This is a genomic window from Streptomyces sp. CCM_MD2014 (assembly GCF_000772045.1).
Lineage (GTDB): Bacteria > Actinomycetota > Actinomycetes > Streptomycetales > Streptomycetaceae > Streptomyces > Streptomyces salinarius.
This window is the reverse complement of record NZ_CP009754.1, coordinates 6,086,676-6,106,573: the sequence shown is the minus strand read 5'-3', so window position 1 is coordinate 6,106,573 and position 19,898 is coordinate 6,086,676. Positions and strand designations below refer to the sequence as shown.

Genomic DNA, 19,898 nt, shown 5'->3' with positions numbered 1-19,898 from the left:
GCCGGCGTGCGGGCCCCTCGGGGCGGGCGGGTCAGTAGGCCACGGGCCAGCCGCTGCTCCAGTCCAGCAGGTTGATGCCGAGCTTGGGCGTGCCGTTGTCGTTGCCGTCGTAGTAGTGGTAGACGATCAGGTCGCCGTCCACGTCGTTCATGATCGACTGACCGCCGGGGCCGATGACGCTGCCGTGCGACTCCAGGACCGGCGTCCCGCCGTTGTCCATCATCGAGACGCCGTTGCGGTCCAGGTAGGGCCCGGTGACGCTGGTCGCCCGGCCGACCTTGACCTTGTAGGTGGAGCTGGTGCCGTCGCAGCAGACGTCGTACGAGGCGAAGAGGTAGTAGTACCCGTTCCTCTTGACGACGTACGGCGCCTCGACGGCCTTGGTGCCGGTCGGGCGGGAGGCGAGGGAGCGGCGGGCGGTGTCCGAGGCGTGCTGCTTGCCGGTGGCCGGGTCGATGCGGATCATCTTGATGCCGGTCCACCAGCTGCCGAAGGAGAGCCACCACGTCCCGTCGTCGTCGACGAAGAGGTTCGGGTCGATGGCGTTGTAGTCGCTGGCGGAGGTCGAGGTGTAGACGATGCCGTAGTCGCTCCAGCTGCCCGGCGCCCCGGTGGTGGAGCCCGCGAGTCCGATGGCGGAGGTGTTCTCGCCGAAGGACGAGACGGAGTAGTACATCAGGTACTTGCCGCCGTGGTACGAGATGTCGGGCGCCCAGGCCTCGGGGACGTCGGAGTACCGCGACCACCAGCCGGGCCGGGTGCCGAAGGCGTCGGCGCCCGCGGCGAAGGCGGTGCGGTCCGAGGACGACTTGCTGCTGATGCCGCCGCCGGTGGCGTAGAGCCGGTACTGCCCGGACGCGGTGCGGATCATCGTCGGGTCGTGGGTGACGACGGAGCCGGTGACCCGGCCGGGGCCGGGGTAGGCCGACGCCGTGGAGGGGACGAGGGCGAGCAGGGCGGCGGCGGGAAGCGCGAGGAGGGCGGCTCGTCTGCGACGCATGTGGGGCTCCTGTTCCACTTCTCATGTTCGGTTGCTCGAACATTGGTCGTGTTGTCGGACGCTGCGCAGTCACGGAACCTAGAATCGAAGCGCTTGCGCGTCAACGCCCCGGGCGGCAGCGGCGGTTGATGTCCGGAAAACGCCGGGTGTCGAAGGTGACCCGCGCGTGAATTCGAACCGGGGAGTCGCCGCTTCCGCGCCCCGTCCCTCCCCTCCACCGTCACCATGGCCTCCCGTGTCACCGTCCTGAGGGGGAGCCGGACGTGAGTGTGTCCTGGGGTTCCGTGGCCGCCGTCCTGGGCCTGGCCGTGCCCGTCGCGGCCGCGCTGTGGGAGTTCGTGCTGGCGGGCCGCAAACGGCTCGGCTACCGGGTCCAGCTTGACACCACCATCCGGGACTCGGCCGCCTCGGGGCCCGCCACGACGGTGTTGCAGCGCATGCAGTGGGACGGCACGAACCTGCGCGACCCCTCGGTCGTCCTGCTGCGGATCGAGAACGCCGGCTGGACCCCCGTGGTCGCCGCCGACTACGTCGCCCCGGCCAACGACCCCGTGGGCATACGCATCGCCTTCCCCGGCCGCCGTGTGGTCGGCATGACCGTCACCGAGCGCAGCCCGCAGGTGCCGCCCACCTTCTTCGTGCCGGGGGCCGAGGGCTTCGAGACCACGGGCCGGGAGATCAAGCTGCCCAAGGTGATCCTCAACCGCCGGGCTCACTACAAGGTCCTGGCGGTCCTGGACCGCGAAGAGGGTTTCACCGAACCGGAGTTCCCGGAACCGGAGGTCACGGCGGGGATCGTCGGCGGGGTGCGCGGCGGGAACATCAGGAAGACCGCGTACTACCCCTTCGCCTCGCGCCAGGTCCGCTGGCTGCTCGCCTCGCTGATCCTGGTGAGCGCCACCCAGTCCGCGTTCGCCCTGACCGGCGGCGACGAGGCCGCCGCACCGCTGGACTGTGCCGCCGGAACCCTGCACCTGTCGGGCTCCACGGCCTTCGCGCCGGTGCTGCGGGAGGCCGCGCGGCAGTACGAGCGGACCTGCCCGGACGCGCACATCCCGCTCACCGCCACCTCCTTCAAGGGCAGCGTCGACGGGCTCGACACCCTCGCCCGTGCCGGGGCCGACGCCCGGCTCACCGGCGGCCGGGGCCTGGGCGACCGGCTGGCGTTCAGCGACGGACCGAAGTCGGAGGGCCGCCCGCGCCTGCTGCCGAGGCCCGTCGCGCTGTCCCTGTTCACCCTGGTCGTGCACAAGGACGCGGGAGTCGAGGACCTGTCCCTGCGGCAGGTGCGGGACATCTACGCCGGGAGGATCACCAACTGGAGCCAGGTCAGGGGCAACGACGTGCCCGTGCACCTGATCAGCCGCAACCCCGGCTCGGGCACCCGGACCACGCTCGAACAGCAGGTCCTCGACGGCCGCGCCCTCCCCGCGGTCACCGCCCCCGACTGCGCCGGGCTCGACCGGGACCGGCCGGGCCGCTGCGAGGTGGGCGGCACCGGGACGCTGCTGGACACGGTGGCCTCCACCCCGGGCGCCCTGGGGCACAGCGAGGTGGGCGCCGCCGCCACGCACGACGGCGTCCGGCAGATCCGCATCGACGGCTACCCGGCCACCCTGGAGGGCGCCGACCAGGGGGCGTACCCGTACTGGCAGACGGAGATCGCCTACACCTACGGCGAACCGCCGGCCGACTCGATCGCGGCGGGCTTCCTGCGCTACCTGGCCAACGAGGTCGGCAAGGACATCGTCCGCTCCAAGGGCCACCGCCCCTGCGCCGAGCTGGACAAGCCGCTGCTGTGCCGGCCGGACGGCTCGCCCGCCGCGAGGTGAGCGCGGCGGGCGCCCCGGGTCAGGACTCCGGGCACTCCTTCCACGCCAGGTGGTAGACGGTGCTGATGTCGCCGTCGGTCGAGTCCATGGTCATGAAGCTCACCCGGCCGGGGTCGGAGGTCCCGGTGCTCACCCGCAGCTCGGTGTTGATGTTGAAGTTGCGCTGGACCCCGCAGGGCGCCCAGACCAGCTGCGCCCAGTCGGTGCTGTCGGTGGCCTGCCAGTTGTCGTTGTACGGGCCGCCGAAGGGATGGGTGCGGTACTCCGTGTTCGGGGAGCCCTGGAAGTAGTACGAGGCCCGCTGGGTGCCCCTCGCGCCGGGCTGGAGCGCGGCGAAGCCGCGGTAGTCGGCGCCGGCGACGGCGTAGGTGAAGCCCTGCGGGACGTGCACGAGCAGGTTGAGCTGGCAGTTCTTGCGGAAGTCGGTGGGCGCGGAGTCGCCGCCCGCCTGGGCGAGGTAGTCGCTGTAGGTGACGGTGAACGCCGTGTTGTCCTCGGAGACGGCGACCGCCGCCGTGCCCTGCGGGCAGCCGGAGCCGTTGACGGTGGCGATCTTGATGACGATCTTGTCCGGCGGCGGGTCCTCGAACCCGCCGGAGGGCTGGTGCTGCGCGGGCAGCACGGAGGTGAGGAGCGCGGCGATCGTGCCGCTCAGGAGCAGGCCGGTGGCCATGGGTCTCCCATCCCGGTCGGTGGGGGGGTGGATGCGGTGGAACGAGATGTCGTTGAATGCGTCCGCCATCTACACATGGTGTGCACATGACATTCACGGACCGGTCGCATCGTAGGGAGCCCCGCCGGGCCCGCACAGACGCACTCCCGGCCATTCACATCGGGGCGTTCCCGTCCCGGCGGGCCGGCGCCCACCCCCAGAAAGTGTGTGCGGTCCGCACGCGCCGCGGTCCTCGTACCGGACCATGGGGCGTCCGCTGGGACAATGGCCCGGCACAGGCGGTCCCGGGCAGCCGACGGGACCAGAGGTACCGCGCGCAACAGGAGAGGCTCCCTTGGAGCTCAGCAGGCCCCACAGGCTCGGCAGACGAGCGTTCAGCGCCCTCGCGGGCACCACCGTCCTCGGTCTCGCGCTCGGCGGCAGCGTGAGCAGCGCGGCACTGCCCTACTCCGCCGGTCCCGGCCCCGTGCCCACCGGGCCGCCACCCGGCCCGCCCGGCGCCGACGGCCGGCGCCACCGGGTCGCCCTGGACCGGTACTCCCTGCTGGTGGACGGCAGGCGGCTGGCGCTGTGGTCCGGCGAGATGCATCCGTTCCGGCTGCCGAGCCCGTCCCTGTGGCGGGACGTGCTGCAGAAGCTGCGGGCGTACGGCCACAACGCGGTCACCGTCCGCCTCGCCTGGAACCAGCACTCCCCCGCCCCCGGCAGGTACGACTTCACCGGCGTCCGCGACCTCGACCTGTTCCTGCGCACGGCCGCCGAGTGCGCTCTGTACGTCGTCCTGCACCCCGGCCCGTACATCGGCGCGGACGTGGACGCCGGGGGGCTTCCCGGCTGGCTGACGACGGTCGGGGCCCGGGCCAGGTCCACCGACCCCGCGTATCTGCGCCACGCCGACGAGTGGCTGAGCCGGGTGAACGCCATCGCCGCCCGCCACCAGTTCACCCGGGGCAGCGGCACCGTGCTGCTCTACCGGGCCGACACCCCCGAGCGCGCCGACCTGGACCATCTGCGCGAGCGGCTGCGCGCCGACGGCATCGAGGTGCCCCTGCTGCACGCCGACTCCCCGCTCGCCTGGGAGGAGCCCGAGCGGACCCGGGACGCCGCCGAGGCGCGGCGGCTCCACTTCGCCCGCCTCGGCCACGGGAGCACACTGCACAACGTCCACACGGCGTTCGGCGGCACCTCGTGGGGGTGGCTGCCCGCGCCGTCGGCGCCCTCACCGACGTACGACCCCACCGCCGCGATCGACGAGGCGCGCCGCCCGACGGCCAAGCTCGCGCCGCTCCACCAGCTCGGCCACCTCCTGCGCCACGTCCCGGACTTCACCCGGATGACCCAGGCACCGGCGATCCGGGCCGCGGACCCCCGTATCCGGGTCCGACGCCTGGCCAACCCGGACACCGGCGCCCAGGCGTACGTCCTGCGCAACGACTCCGCGGCCGACGTCACCTCGACGGTGCCGATGGGCGGGACCGAGGTGGAGGTCACCGTCCCCGCCCGGGACGCCAAGCTGCTCGCCACCGGGCTCCGCCTGGGCGCCGGGCGCACACTCGCGTACGCCACCGTGCAGCCCATGCTGGCCCTGAGCGTCGGGAAGCTGGACATCGCCGCGTTCGTGGGGCGGGCCGGCGAGATGGCCCACCTGGTCCTCGACTGCCCGGACGAGCCGTGGCCGACCCGGCTGGACGAGGAGGCCGCCTGGACCTTCGACCACGGCAGGCTGCACGTGATGGTGCCGCTGAAGGAGGACCGGCTGACCCGGGTGCGGGTGCGCAGCGGCGAGACCGACCGCACCCTGCTCCTCCTCTTCGCCGACGACGCCGCCTCCCTGCGGCTGTGGCCGTACGAGACCCCGTCGGGCCGCATCCTGGTGCGCGGCCCCGAGCTGCTGCGCGAGGCCGCCCTGGACGGTCCCGTGGTCCGGCTCACCGGCGACACGGTCGACGAGCGCGAGTTGGAGGTGTGGGCGCCGCCCGGGATCACCGACGTCACCTGGAACGGCGAGCGGGTGCAGTCGGGCCTCGGCCGCGCCCTGAGCCTGATGACCGTGTGGCCGCTGCCGGGCGTGCCCGGCCTGGTCCTGCCCGCGCTCGACGGCTGGCGGCGGCGCGCGGAGAACTTCGAGCGCGAGCCCGACTACGGCGACGAGGGCTGGCCGGTCGCCGACCGCCGCACCTCGCACAGCACGACCCCGGTCCCCGACGGGCAGCCCGTGCTCTTCGCCGACGACTACGGCTTCCACTACGGCGACGTCTGGTACCGGGCCCGCCTCACCGGCGCCTCCGGTCTGGAGTCGGTGTCCCTGTCGTACAGCACCGGCGCGCACGGCCTGCTGATGGCCTGGCTGGACGGCGAGCCGCTGGGCAGCCACCGGCCGGACGGGCCCGGCGACGGCAGGGGCACGTGGACGGCAACGGCGGACTTCCGGCTGCCGCAGGCCCTGCGCGCGCGGGACGGAGAGGACGGCGAACCCGCCCTTCTCTCCGTCCTGGTCCGGCGCACGCAGCACGCCCAGGACGCCTACCGGGCGGCCCGCGGCCTGACCTCGGCCCGCTTCGAGGGCGCCGCACCCGACGTCCACTGGCGGATCATGGGCGCGGCCGCCCCCGACCCGGTGCGCGGCCCGCTCAACCACGGCGGCCTGTACGGGGAGCGTCACGGCTGGCACCTGCCCGGGTACGACGACGGCGCCTGGGAGCCGGGGTCCCCGTCGGCCGCCCCGGACGAGGAGCGGCGCCAGGGCGTGACCTGGTACCGGACCACGTTCCGGCTGGACGTCCCACCGGAGATCGACGCCTCCGTGGGCCTCGTCCTGGACGGCTCCCCGGACCGGGACGTGCGCGTCCAGGTCTTCCTGAACGGCTGGAACATGGGCGAGTACGCGGGCGGCGCCGAGGGAAGCCCCCACACCTTCGTCCTCCCGAACGGCATCCTGCGCACCCGCGCCGCCGCCAACACCCTGGCCCTCGCGGTCCTGTCCCCCGGCACCGCGGCGCCGGCCCTCGGCCCGGTGCGCCTGGAGCTGCTGGGCAGCGCGGCCGGAGGAGTCCCGGTGAAGCCCGTTCCCTCCCCCGGCCGGCGCCGCTGACCGGCGCCGGGGTCAGCGCAGCCGGATCACGTTCCAGGAGAGCGGTTCGAGGGCGGCGGTGAGCGTGCCCTCGGCCAGGGTCGTGCCGTCCACCGGGTGCGGGGCGACGCGCTCGGGGTCGGCGAGGGTGTTGCGGGCGTCGGGGTCGGCGTCCGCGAGGGCGCTGTGCTCGACGACCTCCGTCAGGTGCAGGCCGCTGAGGGCGACCTCCAGCGGGAGGGCCTCGGTGCGGGAGCGGTTGACGGCGAAGACGGTGACCGAGCCGTCCTCGGCGCGCACGGCGGTGGCGTGCAGGAGGTCGGCCTCGCCGTACTTCGCGGTGTCGTACGTCGGGGAGTCCACGCGGACGTCGAGGACCTCGCCGCGGCCGTACTTCGAGGCCTGGGAGAAGGGGAAGAAGGTCGTCTGGCGCCAGGCCGGGCCGCCCGGCTCGGTCATGATCGGGGCGATGACGTTGACGAGCTGGGCGAGGCAGGCCACGGTGACGCGGTCGGCGTGCCGCAGCAGGGCGATCAGCAGCGAGCCGAAGACGACCGCGTCCATGACGCTGTAGTTGTCCTCGAGCAGGCGGGGCGCCTCGGGCCAGTCCAGGGGGCTGACCTCGGCCTGCGTCTTGGTCATGTACCAGACGTTCCACTCGTCGAAGGAGAGGTTGATCTTCTTCTTCGACTTGAGGCGGGCGCCGACGTGGTCGCAGGTGGCCACGACGTTCTCGATGAACGACTCCATGTCCACGGCGGAGGCGAGGAAGGAGTCGACGTCCCCGTCGTGCGGCTCGTAGTAGGCGTGCAGGGAGATGTGGTCGACCAGGTCGTAGGTCTCCTTCAGGACGGTCGCCTCCCAGGCGGCGAAGGTGTCCATCGCCTGGCTCGACGAACCGCAGGCGACGAGTTCGACGTCCGGGTCGATCTGGCGCATGGCACGGGCGGTCTCGGCGGCGAGGCGGCCGTACTCCTCGGCGGTCTTGTGGCCGGTCTGCCAGGGGCCGTCCATCTCGTTGCCGAGGCACCACAGGCGGATGCCGAAGGGGTCCTTGTCGCCGTGCTCGGCGCGCAGGTCGGACAGGGCCGTGCCGGAGGGGTGGTTGGCGTACTCCTGGAGTTCCAGGGCCTCGGCCACGCCGCGGGTGCCGAGGTTGACGGCCATCATGGGCTCGGCCTGGGGGCCGATCTTCTTGAGGAAGGCGATGTACTCGGAGAGGCCGAAGCGGTTGGTCTCGGTGGAGCGCCAGGCGAGGTCGAGGCGGCGCGGGCGGTCCTCCACCGGGCCGACCGAGTCCTCCCACTTGTAGCCGGAGACGAAGTTGCCGCCGGGGTAGCGCACGGCGGTCACACCGAGCTCGCGGACCAGGTCCAGCACGTCCTGGCGCAGGCCCTCGGCGTCCGCGGTGGGGTGGCCCGGTTCGAAGACGCCGGTGTACACGCAGCGTCCGAGGTGTTCGACGAAGGAGCCGAAGAGGCGGGGGTTGACGGCGCCGACGGTGAAGGCGGGGTCGAGGGTGAAGCGGGCGGGGCGCATCTTGTCCTTTCGGGGGGTGACTTGTCCTCGTACGGGGCTCTCTACTGACCGGCCAGGCCCGTGTGGGCGACGCCCGCCACGATCTGGCGCTGGAAGAAGACGAAGACGACGATCAGCGGCAGGCCCGCCATCAGGCCGCCGGCCATGAGCTGGGCCCACTGGATGCCGTAGGAGTTCATGACGGTCGCGATGCCGTTCGGCATGGTCATCAGGTCGGGGTTGTTGGTGACCATGTAGGGCCACAGGAAGTTGTTCCAGGAGCTGATGAAGGTGAAGATGCCGACCGCCGCGAGCGAGGGGCGGGAGAGCGGCACGACGATCGTGAAGAAGACCCGCCAGCGGCCGGCGCCGTCGATGAAGGCGGCCTCCTCCAGCTCGCGCGGGATGCCCTGGAAGAACTTGTAGAGGATGTAGACCATCGCGGCGGGCGCGCACTGCGGCAGGATCATGCCCCAGTAGGTGTCGACCATCCCCATCTGCTGGACGGTGGTGAACAGCGGGACGCCGAGCACGGCCGGGGAGACCATGAGGCCGGCCATCACCACGCCCATCAGGACGCCCTTGCCGCGGAACTCGGTGCGGGCGAAGCCGTATCCGGCGAGCGCGGCGACCAGCAGCACGATCGTCGTCACGCACACGGACACGACCAGCGAGTTGACGAACCAGTTGGTGATGTTGCCGGTCTCGAAGAGGGCCGTCCAGGCCTGGCCGGTCCAGTCGTGCGGCAGCCAGTGCGTGGGCACCTCGACCGCCTCGGTCTCCGACTTGAGCGAGGTGAACAGGGCCCAGGCGAGCGGGGCGAGGAACACCGCGGAGACGGCGGTGCCGAGCAGGGTGAGCACGATCTGGCCGGGCGTCCACCCCCGGCGAGGGCGGGTGCGGACCGGCGGTGCGGCGGTGGTCATCGGCCGCCCTCCTCACGGTTGCGCAGCAGCCACATCCGGGCGAGGGCGACGGCCGCGATGAGCAGGAAGAAGATGATGGAGATCGCGGAGGCGTAGCCCACGCGGTAGCTGGTGAAGCCCTGTTCGAGGGTGTACTGCACGAAGGTGCGGGTCGAGTTCTCCGGGCCGGGCCCGAAGTCCTGCATGACGACGGCCTGGTCGAAGACCTGGAGCGAGGCGAGGATCTGCAGCGCGACGACGAGGCCGGTGATGTTGCGCAGCATCGGCAGCGTGATGTGGACGGTGCGGTGCCAGGCGTTCGCGCCGTCGAGCTTGGCGGCCTCGTAGAGGTGGGCGGGGATGCCCTGGAGCGCGGCGAGGTAGAGCAGGAAGCTGAAGCCGACGGTCCACCACAGCGTGGTGACGACGACGGCGAGCATGGCGTACGACTTGTCGGTCAGCCACGGGGTGTCGAGGCCGAAGACGTGGTTGACCATCCCGGTGCCGGGGTTGAACAGCCACTGCCACAGGTTGGCGGCGACGGTGGACGGCAGCAGGAACGGCAGGAAGAAGCAGAGCCGCCACAGCCACTTGCCGCGCTCGATGTGGTGGGCCAGCATCGCGAGGAGGAAGGCGAGGACGGTGATGCAGGGCACGACGAGCAGCGTGAAGTAGGCGCTGTGGCCGAGCGCGTCCCACATCAGGGGGTCCTTCAGGGCCTCGCGGTAGTTGTCGAGGCCGATGAAGCTCGCGCTGTCGCCGGAGATGTTGGCGTCGGTGAAGCTCAGGTAGAGGCCGCGCAGCAGCGGCCAGACCACGAACAGGGCGAAGAGGGCGAGGAACGGGGCGACGAACCAGCCGCCGTGCTGGAAACCCTGCCCGCGGCGGACGCCGGCGCCGGCGGCGGCGGTCCTCGCACGCGTCGGGCGGACGATCGTCTCGGCGCCGGTGGCGGTCATGGCGCTGGCGGCGGTCATGCGGCGGCACCTCCCTGTGCGGCGGTGCGGCCGTCCATGGGGTTCTTCATGGCGAGCAGTTCGGCGAGCGTGCTCTTCATCCGGCGGGCTGCGGACTCGGGCTTCGCGGAGCCCGTCGTGGAGGAGACGACGACCGGGCCGACGCGCTGGGCGAGGATGCCGGTGGACCCGGCGAACCACACCTTGGGCTCGGTGGCCTGGTGGTCCATGGCCGAGACGTACTCGTTCTGCGGTCGCAGCTTCTTGTACGCGGCCGTGGACAGGGTCGGTGTGTAGGCGGGGATGTGGCCGCCTGCCGCCCACTGCCGGGCGTGCTTGACGACGTAGGAGGCGAGCCGGTGCGCGCCCTCGTTGGTGGCGCCGCCGCGGCCGGCCTGGTGCGGCAGGACGAAGGAGTGCGACTCGGCGTGGGTGGCCCGCCTGCCGAAGACGGGCGGCAGCGGGGTGGCGCCGTAGTCGAGCTTCGCGGCGTCGAAGACCGGCACGGACCAGTTGCCCTCCCAGCAGAAGGGCGAGCCGTTGACGAACTGTTCGGCACCGGCCCCGCCGCCGAAGGAGGGGTTGGCGTACCCGTCGACGACGTGCTTGCGCAGGAACTCCAGGACCTGGACGGCCTTGTCGGTGTCGAAGGTGACCTCGGTCTTCGCGTCGTCGAACCAGGTGCCGCCGAGCTGGGTGTAGAAGGCGACGAAGAACCACCACTGGAAGTTCTGGTCGTTGTGCCACAGGCCGATGGTCTGCAGCCCCTTCGCGGTGGCCTTCCTGGCCTCCTTGAGCACGTCGAACCACTCCTCGGTGGAGGTGACCGGCACGATCCGGCCGTCCGCGCCGAGCAGGCCCGCCTTCTTCAGCACGTCCTTGCGGTAGAAGCAGAGCTGGACGTGGATGTCGAGCGGGAGGGCGTAGAGCTCGCCGCCGATGACGGCGCGCTTCCACAGTTCGGGGTTGAAGTCCTCTTCCTTCACTCCGTACTTGGCGAGCAGGGCGGGGTCCCAGGGGTCGAGGAGGCGGCCGGGCGAGAAGCCGGTGACGCGGCCGAGGTGCATGACGCCGAGGTCGGGCGCGCGGTTGCCGGCGGCGGCCATGGCCAGCTTGGTGTAGAAGGGGCTGCCCCACTGGAGGGTGGAGTCCTCCACGTCGATGCCGGGGTTGTCCCTGCGGAAGGCGTCCAGCATCGCGATCATGTTGTAGCCGTCGCCGCCGCTGAAGAGGTTCCAGTAGCGCACCCGGGTGTCCGCTCCGGAGGCGAGCGCGTCGGCGCCGGTGCCGAGCGCGGCGAAGCCGAAGCTGCCCGCGACCGTCAGGCCGCCGGCCGCGGCCAGAAAGTGCCTGCGATTCAGGCCAGGTCGTCCCATGCCCTGCCCTATCTGTTCGAGATATCGAATGTCGCTCGTAACTTCGAACGGGAAACGTAGGTGGGAAGCGCTTGCGCGTCAATGGTTCGGGCAGGATCCCGGGCAGGACTTTTCCCGGGAGCGCGGAGCCGGCCTCGGACCTGCCGCGGAACTGGCCCACAGGGCACGCCTCTTGGCATATTGCAGGGGTGGCCGGAGGACAGCCCGGGGGAACGAGGAGACAACGGTGCGTACCAGGAAGGAGATGCGGCGTCTCGCCGACGCCCTCATCGACCCCATCCGGGTGGCCGTGCCGGCCGACCCCGAGGTGCTGTTCGACGCACTCGTCGCCTCCGTCAGCGCGTGGCGGGGCCGGGAGGTGGTCGTGCACCGGGCGGCGTTCCCGCCGCACACCGCGAGCGGACTGTGGCTGGAGCGCGAGAGCCACGACGACGTGGTGGTGGACGAACGCGCGGCCGTCTGGCACCAGATCGTGATCCTGTGCCACGAGGTCTGGCACATGAGCCGCCGCCGGGCCGAGGCGGAACGGGAGGCGGCGGCGAACGCCCGTGCGGGCGTCCGGAACCGGCCGGTCGCCCGGAACCGGCCGGTGGCCGCGCGCACCGACTTCTCCCTGGCCGAGGAACAGGAGGCGGACCGCTTCGGCATGCTGATGGGCAGCCGGCTGCGCGTCTGGCTGGACGCCTCCACCGACTCGGTGTTCGCCGCGGAGGGCGCCGACCCGGACAGCCCGCGCAGTCTCGCCGGCCGTATCGGGGCCGCGCTCAACTACCGCGGGACGACCAGATGAACAGCCTGATCAACTACACGAGTTGCGGGGCGCTCTGGCTCGGTCTCGCGGTGAAGGCACCCGACCTGCTGCGGCACCGGCACGATCCGTATCTGCGGGCCATCTGCGCGGTGCTGGGGCTGGCCGGACTCTGCTTCCTGCTCGGGGCGCCGCCCACGGTCGGTGCCGTCAACCGGCTGAGCGGTGTGCCCAACCTCGCGGCGCCGCTCACCTACGCGGCGATCACCGGGTACTGCGCCGCCTCCCAGGTCCTCGTCGTCCACTGGCGCGGCGGGCCCCGGGTGCGCCGCACCGCCCGCCGGTGGACGCTCGCGTACGCCGTCGTGGTCCTCGGCATCGGGGTGACCTTCGCCCTCGGCGACGCGCCCGTGGAGCGCCGCACCGACCTCGACACCTACTACGCGACGACCCCGTTCATGGCCCAGATGATCGTGCTGTACCTGGTCGCGCACCTGACCGCGGTGACCGTCACGACGGTCTGCGCGCTGCGCTGGGCCCGGCAGGTGCGCGGCGGACTGCGGGCCGGCCTGCTGCTGCTCGGGGCCGGTTCGCTGTGCGGCGCCGGTTACAGCGCCGTCAAGCTCGTCGCGGTGAGCGCCCGCTGGTCCGGGCGCGACTGGTCGGCGCTCGGCACCACCGTCTCCCCGGCAGCGGCCGGCCTCGGCGCCCTCCTGGTGGTCGTCGGGGTGCTCGTACCGCTGGCGGCGCCGTGGGTGGCCGAGCGGCGGCGCGCGTCCCGCGCGTACGTCCGGCTCGAGCCGTTGGAGCGGGCCCTGGACGACCTGCTCGTCCGGCGGGCGCTGCGGCTGCCGCGCCCGCGGTTCGCCTCGCCGGCCACCCTCCTGATGTGGCGCCGCACGAGCATCCACAACGCGCTCGGCCAGCTGGCCGCGTACTGCGACGGGGACCTGTACGACCGGACCCGCGCCGACGCGCTGGCCGCGACGGGGGATCCCGGGCTGGCCGGTGCGCGGGCCTGGGCAGCGGTGATCACCGACGCGCTGCGGCGCGAGGCCGATCCGGGGCGGGCATCGCCACCGTCCCCCGGCACCGGCCGGTCCCCGGTACCGTCACCGGATCCGGCGACCCTCGCCAGGATCGCCGACGTGCTCGCCGGCACCGTGCGGGTGCCGGCCGCCCCCGCCCTGCCGAGCGGCAGGACCACGGCGGGCACCGCGTGACGGGCGGCGGGTCCGCAGGCGGAACCACGGGCGGTCGTCGCCCGGGCGGCTCCGGCTCCACGGACAGACGTACGGGCGGCCGCAGGGGCCGTCCCGCGCCCGGTCGTGCGGGCGGTCGGCGTGGCGCGGCCGGGGAAGTCCCGCAGGAGAGGAGTGGTCGGGCGTGAGTCTCGTCGTCTACCTGGCGGCACTGGTGTTCGGCATGACCTCGGTGCTGCTGTTCCGCCGTCCGCGCACCGCCGTCCGCAACCCGCTGACCCTGTCCACCTGCGCGGCGATCGTCCTCGGCGCCCTGGTCTTCGTGTGCGCCGCCCCGGCCACCCTCGGCACCGTCAACCGGCTCACCGGCGTCCCCAACTTCGGCGCCCCGCTGACCTACGGCATGCTCTCCGCGTACAGCTGTGCGGTGCTGGTATTGCTGATCAACTGGCGCGGCGGCCCCCGGTCGGTGGTGCGGCGCGCGGTGCTGCGCAGCATGGCCGCCTACGGGCTGCTGGTGGCCGCCATCGTCGTGCTGTTCCTGCTCGCCGACGCGGACACCGAGCGGCTGACCGACCTCGACACGTACTACGCGGACACCCCGTTCATGCGGGAGATGATCCTGCTGTACCTGCTCGGGCACAGCGCGGCGATGCTGGTGATGTGCGCCGTCTGCGTCCGGTGGAGCCGTGCGGTGGACGGCCTGCTGCGCGCCGGGCTGCGGCTCATCGTGCTGGGCGGGCTGCTGGACCTGGTGGGGTTCCAGCTCGCCAAGTACACGGCCGTGGTGGCGCGGTGGGCGGGGCACGACCTCGACTTCCTCTCCACCACGGTGGCCCCGCCGATGGCGTCGCTGGCGGCGCTGGTGTGTTCCGTGGGATTCGCCCTGCCCCGGCTGCTGCCGTCCGTGCTGGCCCACTGGCGGGGTCTGGACGACTACCGGCGGCTGGGTCCGCTGTGGTCGCTGGTGAAGCCGGTGTCCACGGCCCCCCGGCAGCCTGCCGCCCGGTGGCAGCTTCCCCGGGCCCGGCTGCAGTGGCGGGAGGTCTCCATCCACGACGCCCTGCTCACCCTGGCGCCGTACTTCGACCACCGGGTCCGGGAGCGGGAGCGGGACGCCGCCCTGCGCGCGGGCCGCTCCCCGCACGAGGCCCGGCTGGCGGCGGAGGCGGTGATGCTCGCCGACGCGGTACGCCGGGCCGCCGCCCACGAGGAACCGCCCGACGCCGCCGCTTCCTACCGGCTGCACGCCACCGAGGTGCCCGGCCCGAGCGGGCTGGTGGAACTGTCGCAGGCCCTGCACCACCCGCCCGGCCGGGCGGGCGCGCCCGGCGGCACGAGCCCGTCCTCCCTGACCGGAACCCTGAGCGAACCCGAGGAGCCCCATGTCGCGTAGAGCTGTCGTCGTCGGTGCCGGACTGGCCGGGATGCTGGCCGCGGCCGTACTGGCCGACGCGGGCGTGGCGGAGGTCGTGGTCGTGGACCGCGACGAGCTGCCCGACGGGCCGCGCCGGCGCCGGGGGCTGCCCCAGGGCCGGCACGCGCACCTGCTGATGGCCGGCGGGCTGGCCGCGATGGAGGAGATCGTGCCCGGCGCGAGCCTGCGCGGGCGGCTGCTCGCCGCCGGGGCCCACGAGATATCCCTCAGCTCGGGCACGCTGGCCCGCACCCCCGAGGGCTGGCTGCGCCGCTGGCGGCGCGAGGGGCCCGTCATGCTCACCTGCACCCGGGCGCTGGTGGACTGGACGGTACGGGACGCGGTGCTCGCGCACACGCCGGTCGAGGTGCGCGAGGCGGCCGCGGTCGGTCTGACGGGGTCCGCGGGCCGGGTGCGGGGCGTGCGGGTGTCGGGGCCCGGCGGGGAGGAGGCGGTGCTCGACGCAGACCTGGTCGTCGACGCGAGCGGACGCGGTACGCGGATCGTTCCCTGGCTGGAGGGGCTCGGGCTGTCCGGCGTGCGGACCCGGACCGTGGACTCGGGGCTGGTCAACGCCTCGCGCCTGTACCGGGTGCCGGCCGGGGCGGAGCGGTTCCCGCTGACGGTCGTGCACGCCGATCCGTACGCGTCCCGGCCGGGCCGCAGCGCGATGGTCATGCCGGTCGAGGGGGGCCGCTGGCTGGTCAGCTGCGGCGGCACCCGCGGCGGTGAGCCGCCGGCCGACCCCGAGGGCTTCCTGCGTTACACGCTCGGCCTGCCGGACCCGATCGTCGGCCGGCTGATCTCCGGCGCCGAACCGCTCACCGACGTGCGTCTGAGCCGGTCCACCAGCAATGTGCGGCACTACGTGGACAAGGTGCCGCACTGGCCGGAGGGCCTCGTGGTCCTCGGCGACGCGCTCGGCACCTTCAACCCCGCCTACGGGCAGGGCATGTCGGTGGCCGCGTTCGGCGCCCGGGTCCTCGGCCGGGAGCTGGCACGGGCCGGCCGTCTCGACGCTCCGGGTCTCGCCCGGCGGGTGCTGCGGGGCGCGGCGCGCCCGGTGGACGCGGCCTGGGCGACGGCCGTCGGGCAGGACGTCCTCTACCCCGAGACGCGCGGCGGGCGGCGGCCGGGGCTCGCCGACCGGGCGGTGACGGCGTACACGCGGCGGATGACGAGGGCGGCCACCGGCAGCTTCGCGGCGGCCTCGGCACTCTGGGACGTCACCAGCATGCGCACCCCGCCGACCCGCTTGTTCCACCCGTCGGCGGTCCTGGCCGCCCTGGCCGGCCCTCCGCTCCCCCCGCTGTCGGGACCGCCGCTGACGCCCGGCGAACGCGAGGTGCTCGCCGGGCTCGACCGCGCGGGGGTGTGAGCGAGCAGCCGGTCCACGCTCGCGAGCACGACCGCCCCCGCCTCCTCACCCGGCCGCCCCACCCGGGCCCCCGCCTCCGCCGCACCGGACCGCCGCCGACCCCGGCGAGCAGGAAGTGCTCGCCGGGCTCGACCGCGCGGGGAAGTGAGCGGACGGCCGGACCGGTACCGGGTCGGCGTCGGCGCGGCACCGGGGTGCGGTCGCGGCACTCACCCCGCGAACGCGGGCTGTGCCACCCCCCGTCCGGCCCCCGGCACCACCAGCAGCGAGCCCGCCAGCGGGTGCGGGGCAGACAGGCCGACCCGGGCGGTGGTGAGGTACAGGTCGGCGAGGTCCGGGCCGCCGAAGGCGCAGGCCGTGACGCGCGGGACGGGGAGGGTGATCACCCGGTCCAGGTCGCCGGACGGGGTGTAGCGGCGTACCGCGCCGCCGTCCCACAGGGCGACCCACACACAGCCCTCGGCGTCGACGCACAGGCCGTCGGGGAAGCCCGCGCCCTCCTCGACGGTGGCCAGGGGACGGCGGTTCGCGACTCCGCCGTCCGCGGTGACGTCGAAGACGTCGATACGGCGGGTCGGGGTGTCGATGTAGTACATGAGCCGGCCGTCGGGGCTCCAGCCGGTGCCGTTGCTCACCGTCACGTCGTCGAGGACGGTCTCGGCGGTGCCGTCCCCGGTGAACCGGGACAGCGTGCCGCCGCCCGGCGCCTCGTCGTACCGCATGGTGCCCGCCCACAGACTGCCGTCGGGGGCGACGGCGGCGTCGTTGGCGCGGCGGCCGGGGACGGGCTCCCGGTGCAGCCAGCGGAAGGTGCCGTCGGGGTCGAGCAGGCCGATGCCGTCCCGCAGGTTGAGGACGAGGCCGCCGCCCGCGCGGGGCTTGACGGCGCCCACGTGCTGGTCGGTGCGGCGCAGCGTGCGCCGGCCGGTGGCCGGGTCGTAGGTGTGGACGCGGGAGTTCAGGATGTCGAGCCACAGGAGGCGGCCGGTCGCCGGGTCCCAGGTGGGGCCCTCGCCGAGGGTGGCTTCCGCGTGGACGGCCACTTCGAAGGCCGTGCCGGTCGTCGTCATGCCGCGCTCCTGTGGCCGAGCCGCTCGGAGAGGTCGGCGGCGCCCTTGACGGCCAGCTGCTCCAGTTCGGCGCGGCGTTCCTCGCTCCACCGGATCATGGGCACCGAGATCGACAGCGCGGCGACGACGCGGCCGGTGCGGTCGCGGACCGGGGCGGCCACGCAGGAGACGTCCGGGTTGGACTCGCGGCTCTCCACGGCGGTGCCGTGCTCGCGGATCGCGGCGAGGGCCTCGCGCAGGGCGGCCGGGTCGGTGATGCTGTTCGGGGTCATCGCGGTCAGTTCGGCGCCGTCGGGGAAGCGCGCGGCGACCTCCGGTTCGGGCAGGGACGCCAGCAGCATCTTGCCGACGGACGTGCAGTGCGCGGGCAGCCGGCGGCCGGCCGCGGAGACCATGCGCACCGCGTGCGTGGAGTCGACCTTGGCGATGTAGATGACGTCGGTGTCCTCCAGGATCGCCACGTGCACCGTCTCGTCGCAGGTCTCGGCGACGCTGCGGGCGACCTGCTGGCCTTCCGCGGCGAGGTCGAGGTGCTCGGCGTAGCGGGCGCCGAGCTGGTACGGCCGCACGCCGAGCCGGTACCGTCCGGACTGCCCGGGGACCGGGACGATGTACTTGCGGGCGGCGAGCGTGGTGACCAGCTCGTGCACGGTGGTCCGCGGCAACTGGAGCCGGCGCACGATGTCGGGGGCGGAGAGCGTGCCGTCCCCGTCGAGGAAGAGCTCCAGTATGTCGAGAGCCCGGGTCACGGCCGGCACGAGGCGTCCCATGTCCAGCCCCCTCCCTGAGTGTGTTCGAGATTTCAACAGACGGTCGGAATAACGAACACAGGCTACTCATATCGCGTTTGCCTGGGCAATGGGCGGGTGATGATGGGTGCCATGCCGACCGGAAAGCAGTCCGCAGGTCCGTTCACCCCGCGCGACTTCCAGCTCGTCCTGCTGCGCCGCATGGCCGACCACAACCCCGGCCCGGTCGAGGACGCCCGCCGCGAGCTGGGCGCCTCGGTGGCGGAGATGCGCGAGGCCAACAGGCGCTGGCAGGCGATGCTCCGCTCGCCCCGGTCCCGCTCGGCCGCCTCGCGGTACCGCTCCGTGCTCGGCGAGCCGGAGTCGGTGGCGCCCCGCCGGATCGGCGACCTGGAGTGCGAGGCCCGGCAGTGGGCGCTGCCCCTGTGGCCGGACCTGCGCTTCGAGGTGCTGGTCGCCGAGAAGGGTGTGGTCTGGAACGAGTGGCTGGTCCGCGCGCCGGGCGCGCGGGGACCCGAGCTGCGCGTCCTCGACGACCTCACCCCCTGGTCGTGCACCGTGGACGAGGCGGCCCGCGCCTTCGCCCCCGCCCGGCCGCTCCAGGGCTCGGCCCCGACCCGGTGGGGTCTGGCCTTCACCGCCCCGGACCGCGACGGCGTACGGCACGAGGTGGTCGCGGAGTTCACCTGGGGGTTGTTGCAGCGCCTGGCCGCCGTGGGCTGAGCCGTCCCCGGGACCGTGCCCGGGGACGTGTCAATCGGCGAGTTCCCGGATGCGGCGCACCCTGCTGAAGCAGAGGGCCAGTGGTGCCAGGAAGGCGACGGCGCAGCCGGCGAACAGGGCGTTGCGCGCTCCCAGGACGTCCGCTGCGGTACCGCCCAGCAGCGCGCCGATCGGAATCGCTCCCCAGGTGAAGAAGCGGACGGAGGCGACGACACGCGGCAGCAGGTCCGGCGGGGTGACACTCTGGCGGTGGGTGCGGGTGAGGACGCTGAAGGCGGTGATGCCGGCCGCGAAACCGGCCTCGCCCAGACCGAAGCTGACCGCCGTCCAGCCGGAGTGGGCGAGCGGCATGCCCAGCGCGACGACGGCCCCCACCACGGTCGCCGCCACCGCGGCGCGCGCTGTTCCGAGTGCGGCCGCCAGGCGCGTGGTGAGCGCGGCACCCAGCAGGGCGCCCACGCCGTCGCAGGCGAGTACGAGCCCGACCGTTCCCGCCGGCAGACCGGCCGTCCGCACGAGGAAGACCGGCGCCATGGCGAGCAGCGCGCCGGAGGACAGGTTGAGGGCCATGGAGGCCAGCACGCACGGGCGTATGACCGGGTGCCGCAGCACGAACCCCAGACCCGCCTTGACCTGCTGCGTGAAGGATTCGTGACCGCGCTCGGGGGGTCGGGACGTCTCCTTCGGGATGCGCCAGAGGAAGGCGGCGGACAGCAGGTAGCTGACCGCGTCGGTGAGGAGGCTGGTGGCCGCCCCCAGCAACTGGACCAGGACACCGCCCAGTGACGGGCCGGCGAGCTGGGTCGTCGCCAGCGTTCCGGACAGCAGACTGTTGCGGGCCGTCAGTTCCTCCTTGCTCACCAGGTAGGGGAGGAAGGAGGTGTTGGCGACGTCGAAGAGGATGTTGGCCAGGCTGATGAAGAGTCCGACCAGGACGAGCTGAGTGAGCGTCAGCACGTCCAGCCACGCCGCGACCGGCACCGAGGCGATCAGGACGGCCCGGACCAGGTCCATGACGACTTGAAGCCGCCGCATGGGGAAGCGCTGCACAATCACGCCGGCCGGCAGCCCGATGAGCACCGCGCCCGCGTAACTGGCGGCGGTGATGAGACCGACCTGGAAGGCGGACGCGTCCAGCGCGACGAGGGCGGTCAGCGGCAGGGCGACGGCGGTGATGCCGGCTCCCAGGCTGCTGACGCCCGAGGCGGCCCAGAAGTACCAGAATCCCGAGACCGACGAGGAACCCCTCTTCGGCGTGACGGTCTGGGGGCCGGTTGTCAT

At 73.2% G+C, this 19,898-nt stretch carries 16 protein-coding genes; 7 read left to right on the top strand and 9 right to left on the bottom strand.

Annotated elements, in window-relative coordinates:
* Positions 1-31: 31 nt before the first annotated feature.
* Positions 32-1,000 carry an arabinan endo-1,5-alpha-L-arabinosidase gene (locus tag NI25_RS27060; protein WP_061444934.1) on the bottom strand — a complete coding sequence of 323 codons (969 nt, stop codon included), beginning with the start codon at positions 998-1,000 and terminating at the stop codon, positions 32-34.
* Positions 1,001-1,263: 263 nt separating this feature from the next.
* Between NI25_RS27060 and NI25_RS27055 the strand changes: the two genes are divergently transcribed.
* On the top strand, positions 1,264-2,832 hold the full coding sequence (locus tag NI25_RS27055) for a substrate-binding domain-containing protein (protein ID WP_061444933.1): 1,569 nt from the start codon (positions 1,264-1,266) through the stop codon (positions 2,830-2,832).
* A 19-nt stretch (positions 2,833-2,851) separates the two neighbouring features.
* Here the strand turns inward: NI25_RS27055 and NI25_RS27050 are convergent, their stop codons facing one another.
* Positions 2,852-3,505, bottom strand: a complete 654-nt coding sequence (locus NI25_RS27050; protein WP_061444932.1) for a DUF4360 domain-containing protein — start codon at positions 3,503-3,505, stop codon at positions 2,852-2,854.
* 334 nt (positions 3,506-3,839) lie between these two features.
* On the opposite strand from NI25_RS27050, the gene NI25_RS27045 reads away from it, so the two are divergent.
* On the top strand, positions 3,840-6,596 hold the full coding sequence (locus tag NI25_RS27045; protein WP_061444931.1) for a beta-galactosidase: 2,757 nt from the start codon (positions 3,840-3,842) through the stop codon (positions 6,594-6,596).
* A 12-nt stretch (positions 6,597-6,608) separates the two neighbouring features.
* On the opposite strand, the gene NI25_RS27040 is transcribed toward NI25_RS27045, so the two are convergent.
* From NI25_RS27040 to NI25_RS27025, 4 genes are read right to left on the bottom strand one after another with little or no spacing between them, the layout of a single operon-like run.
* A complete protein-coding gene (locus NI25_RS27040) occupies positions 6,609-8,114 on the bottom strand; it encodes an alpha-N-arabinofuranosidase (RefSeq protein WP_061444930.1) in 1,506 nt (501 codons plus the stop codon).
* A 41-nt stretch (positions 8,115-8,155) separates the two neighbouring features.
* Positions 8,156-9,019: a carbohydrate ABC transporter permease gene (locus NI25_RS27035; RefSeq protein ID WP_061444929.1), complete on the bottom strand. Its 864-nt coding sequence runs from the start codon at positions 9,017-9,019 to the stop codon at positions 8,156-8,158.
* Positions 9,016-9,957 (bottom strand): carbohydrate ABC transporter permease, encoded by a 942-nt coding sequence (locus NI25_RS27030; protein ID WP_061447119.1) that lies wholly within the window; start codon positions 9,955-9,957, stop codon positions 9,016-9,018. Before NI25_RS27030 ends, NI25_RS27035 begins: the two co-directional genes overlap by 4 nt.
* A gap of 14 nt (positions 9,958-9,971) precedes the next feature.
* Positions 9,972-11,330 carry an extracellular solute-binding protein gene (locus NI25_RS27025; RefSeq protein WP_061444928.1) on the bottom strand — a complete coding sequence of 453 codons (1,359 nt, stop codon included), beginning with the start codon at positions 11,328-11,330 and terminating at the stop codon, positions 9,972-9,974.
* 226 nt (positions 11,331-11,556) lie between these two features.
* Here NI25_RS27025 and NI25_RS27020 point away from each other — a divergent pair, with 226 nt between their 5' ends.
* The 4 genes from NI25_RS27020 (at position 11,557) to NI25_RS27005 (ending at position 16,075) form a co-directional block, all read left to right on the top strand.
* On the top strand, positions 11,557-12,120 hold the full coding sequence (locus NI25_RS27020) for a hypothetical protein (protein ID WP_061444927.1): 564 nt from the start codon (positions 11,557-11,559) through the stop codon (positions 12,118-12,120).
* On the top strand, positions 12,117-13,301 hold the full coding sequence (locus tag NI25_RS27015; protein WP_061444926.1) for an MAB_1171c family putative transporter: 1,185 nt from the start codon (positions 12,117-12,119) through the stop codon (positions 13,299-13,301). Before NI25_RS27020 ends, NI25_RS27015 begins: the two co-directional genes overlap by 4 nt.
* Before the next feature lie 163 nt (positions 13,302-13,464).
* Positions 13,465-14,676: an MAB_1171c family putative transporter gene (locus NI25_RS27010; RefSeq protein ID WP_061444925.1), complete on the top strand. Its 1,212-nt coding sequence runs from the start codon at positions 13,465-13,467 to the stop codon at positions 14,674-14,676.
* On the top strand, positions 14,666-16,075 hold the full coding sequence (locus NI25_RS27005; protein ID WP_107071860.1) for an NAD(P)/FAD-dependent oxidoreductase: 1,410 nt from the start codon (positions 14,666-14,668) through the stop codon (positions 16,073-16,075). The genes NI25_RS27010 and NI25_RS27005 overlap by 11 nt, the downstream gene beginning before the upstream one ends.
* Positions 16,076-16,284: 209 nt before the next feature.
* Here NI25_RS27005 and NI25_RS27000 read toward each other — a convergent pair whose 3' ends face one another.
* Together NI25_RS27000 and NI25_RS26995 are read right to left on the bottom strand one after the other, a co-directional pair.
* Complete coding sequence (locus tag NI25_RS27000) at positions 16,285-17,145, bottom strand: SMP-30/gluconolactonase/LRE family protein (protein WP_061444923.1); 861 nt, start codon at positions 17,143-17,145, stop codon at positions 16,285-16,287.
* A complete protein-coding gene (locus NI25_RS26995; protein WP_061444922.1) occupies positions 17,142-17,915 on the bottom strand; it encodes an IclR family transcriptional regulator in 774 nt (257 codons plus the stop codon). The genes NI25_RS27000 and NI25_RS26995 overlap by 4 nt, the downstream gene beginning before the upstream one ends.
* Before the next feature lie 99 nt (positions 17,916-18,014).
* Between NI25_RS26995 and NI25_RS26990 the strand changes: the two genes are divergently transcribed.
* Positions 18,015-18,617 carry a hypothetical protein gene (locus NI25_RS26990; protein ID WP_061444921.1) on the top strand — a complete coding sequence of 201 codons (603 nt, stop codon included), beginning with the start codon at positions 18,015-18,017 and terminating at the stop codon, positions 18,615-18,617.
* Between the two features lie 30 nt (positions 18,618-18,647).
* On the opposite strand, the gene NI25_RS26985 is transcribed toward NI25_RS26990, so the two are convergent.
* Positions 18,648-19,898, bottom strand: a complete 1,251-nt coding sequence (locus NI25_RS26985; RefSeq protein ID WP_061444920.1) for an MFS transporter — start codon at positions 19,896-19,898, stop codon at positions 18,648-18,650.

Excerpts from the sequence above, each read along its gene's own strand:
- NI25_RS27060 (WP_061444934.1), bottom strand. The coding sequence starts at position 1,000 with ATGCGTCGCAGACGAGCCGCCCTCCTCGCGCTTCCCGCCGCCGCCCTG.
- NI25_RS27050 (WP_061444932.1), bottom strand. The coding sequence starts at position 3,505 with ATGGCCACCGGCCTGCTCCTGAGCGGCACGATCGCCGCGCTCCTCACC.
- NI25_RS27040 (WP_061444930.1), bottom strand. The coding sequence starts at position 8,114 with ATGCGCCCCGCCCGCTTCACCCTCGACCCCGCCTTCACCGTCGGCGCC.
- NI25_RS27035 (WP_061444929.1), bottom strand. The coding sequence starts at position 9,019 with ATGACCACCGCCGCACCGCCGGTCCGCACCCGCCCTCGCCGGGGGTGG.
- NI25_RS27030 (WP_061447119.1), bottom strand. The coding sequence starts at position 9,957 with ATGACCGCCACCGGCGCCGAGACGATCGTCCGCCCGACGCGTGCGAGG.
- NI25_RS27025 (WP_061444928.1), bottom strand. The coding sequence starts at position 11,330 with ATGGGACGACCTGGCCTGAATCGCAGGCACTTTCTGGCCGCGGCCGGC.
- NI25_RS27015 (WP_061444926.1), top strand. The coding sequence starts at position 12,117 with ATGAACAGCCTGATCAACTACACGAGTTGCGGGGCGCTCTGGCTCGGT.
- NI25_RS27005 (WP_107071860.1), top strand. The coding sequence starts at position 14,666 with ATGTCGCGTAGAGCTGTCGTCGTCGGTGCCGGACTGGCCGGGATGCTG.
- NI25_RS27000 (WP_061444923.1), bottom strand. The coding sequence starts at position 17,145 with ATGACGACGACCGGCACGGCCTTCGAAGTGGCCGTCCACGCGGAAGCC.
- NI25_RS26995 (WP_061444922.1), bottom strand. The coding sequence starts at position 17,915 with ATGGGACGCCTCGTGCCGGCCGTGACCCGGGCTCTCGACATACTGGAG.
- NI25_RS26990 (WP_061444921.1), top strand. The coding sequence starts at position 18,015 with ATGATGGGTGCCATGCCGACCGGAAAGCAGTCCGCAGGTCCGTTCACC.
- NI25_RS26985 (WP_061444920.1), bottom strand. The coding sequence starts at position 19,898 with ATGACAACCGGCCCCCAGACCGTCACGCCGAAGAGGGGTTCCTCGTCG.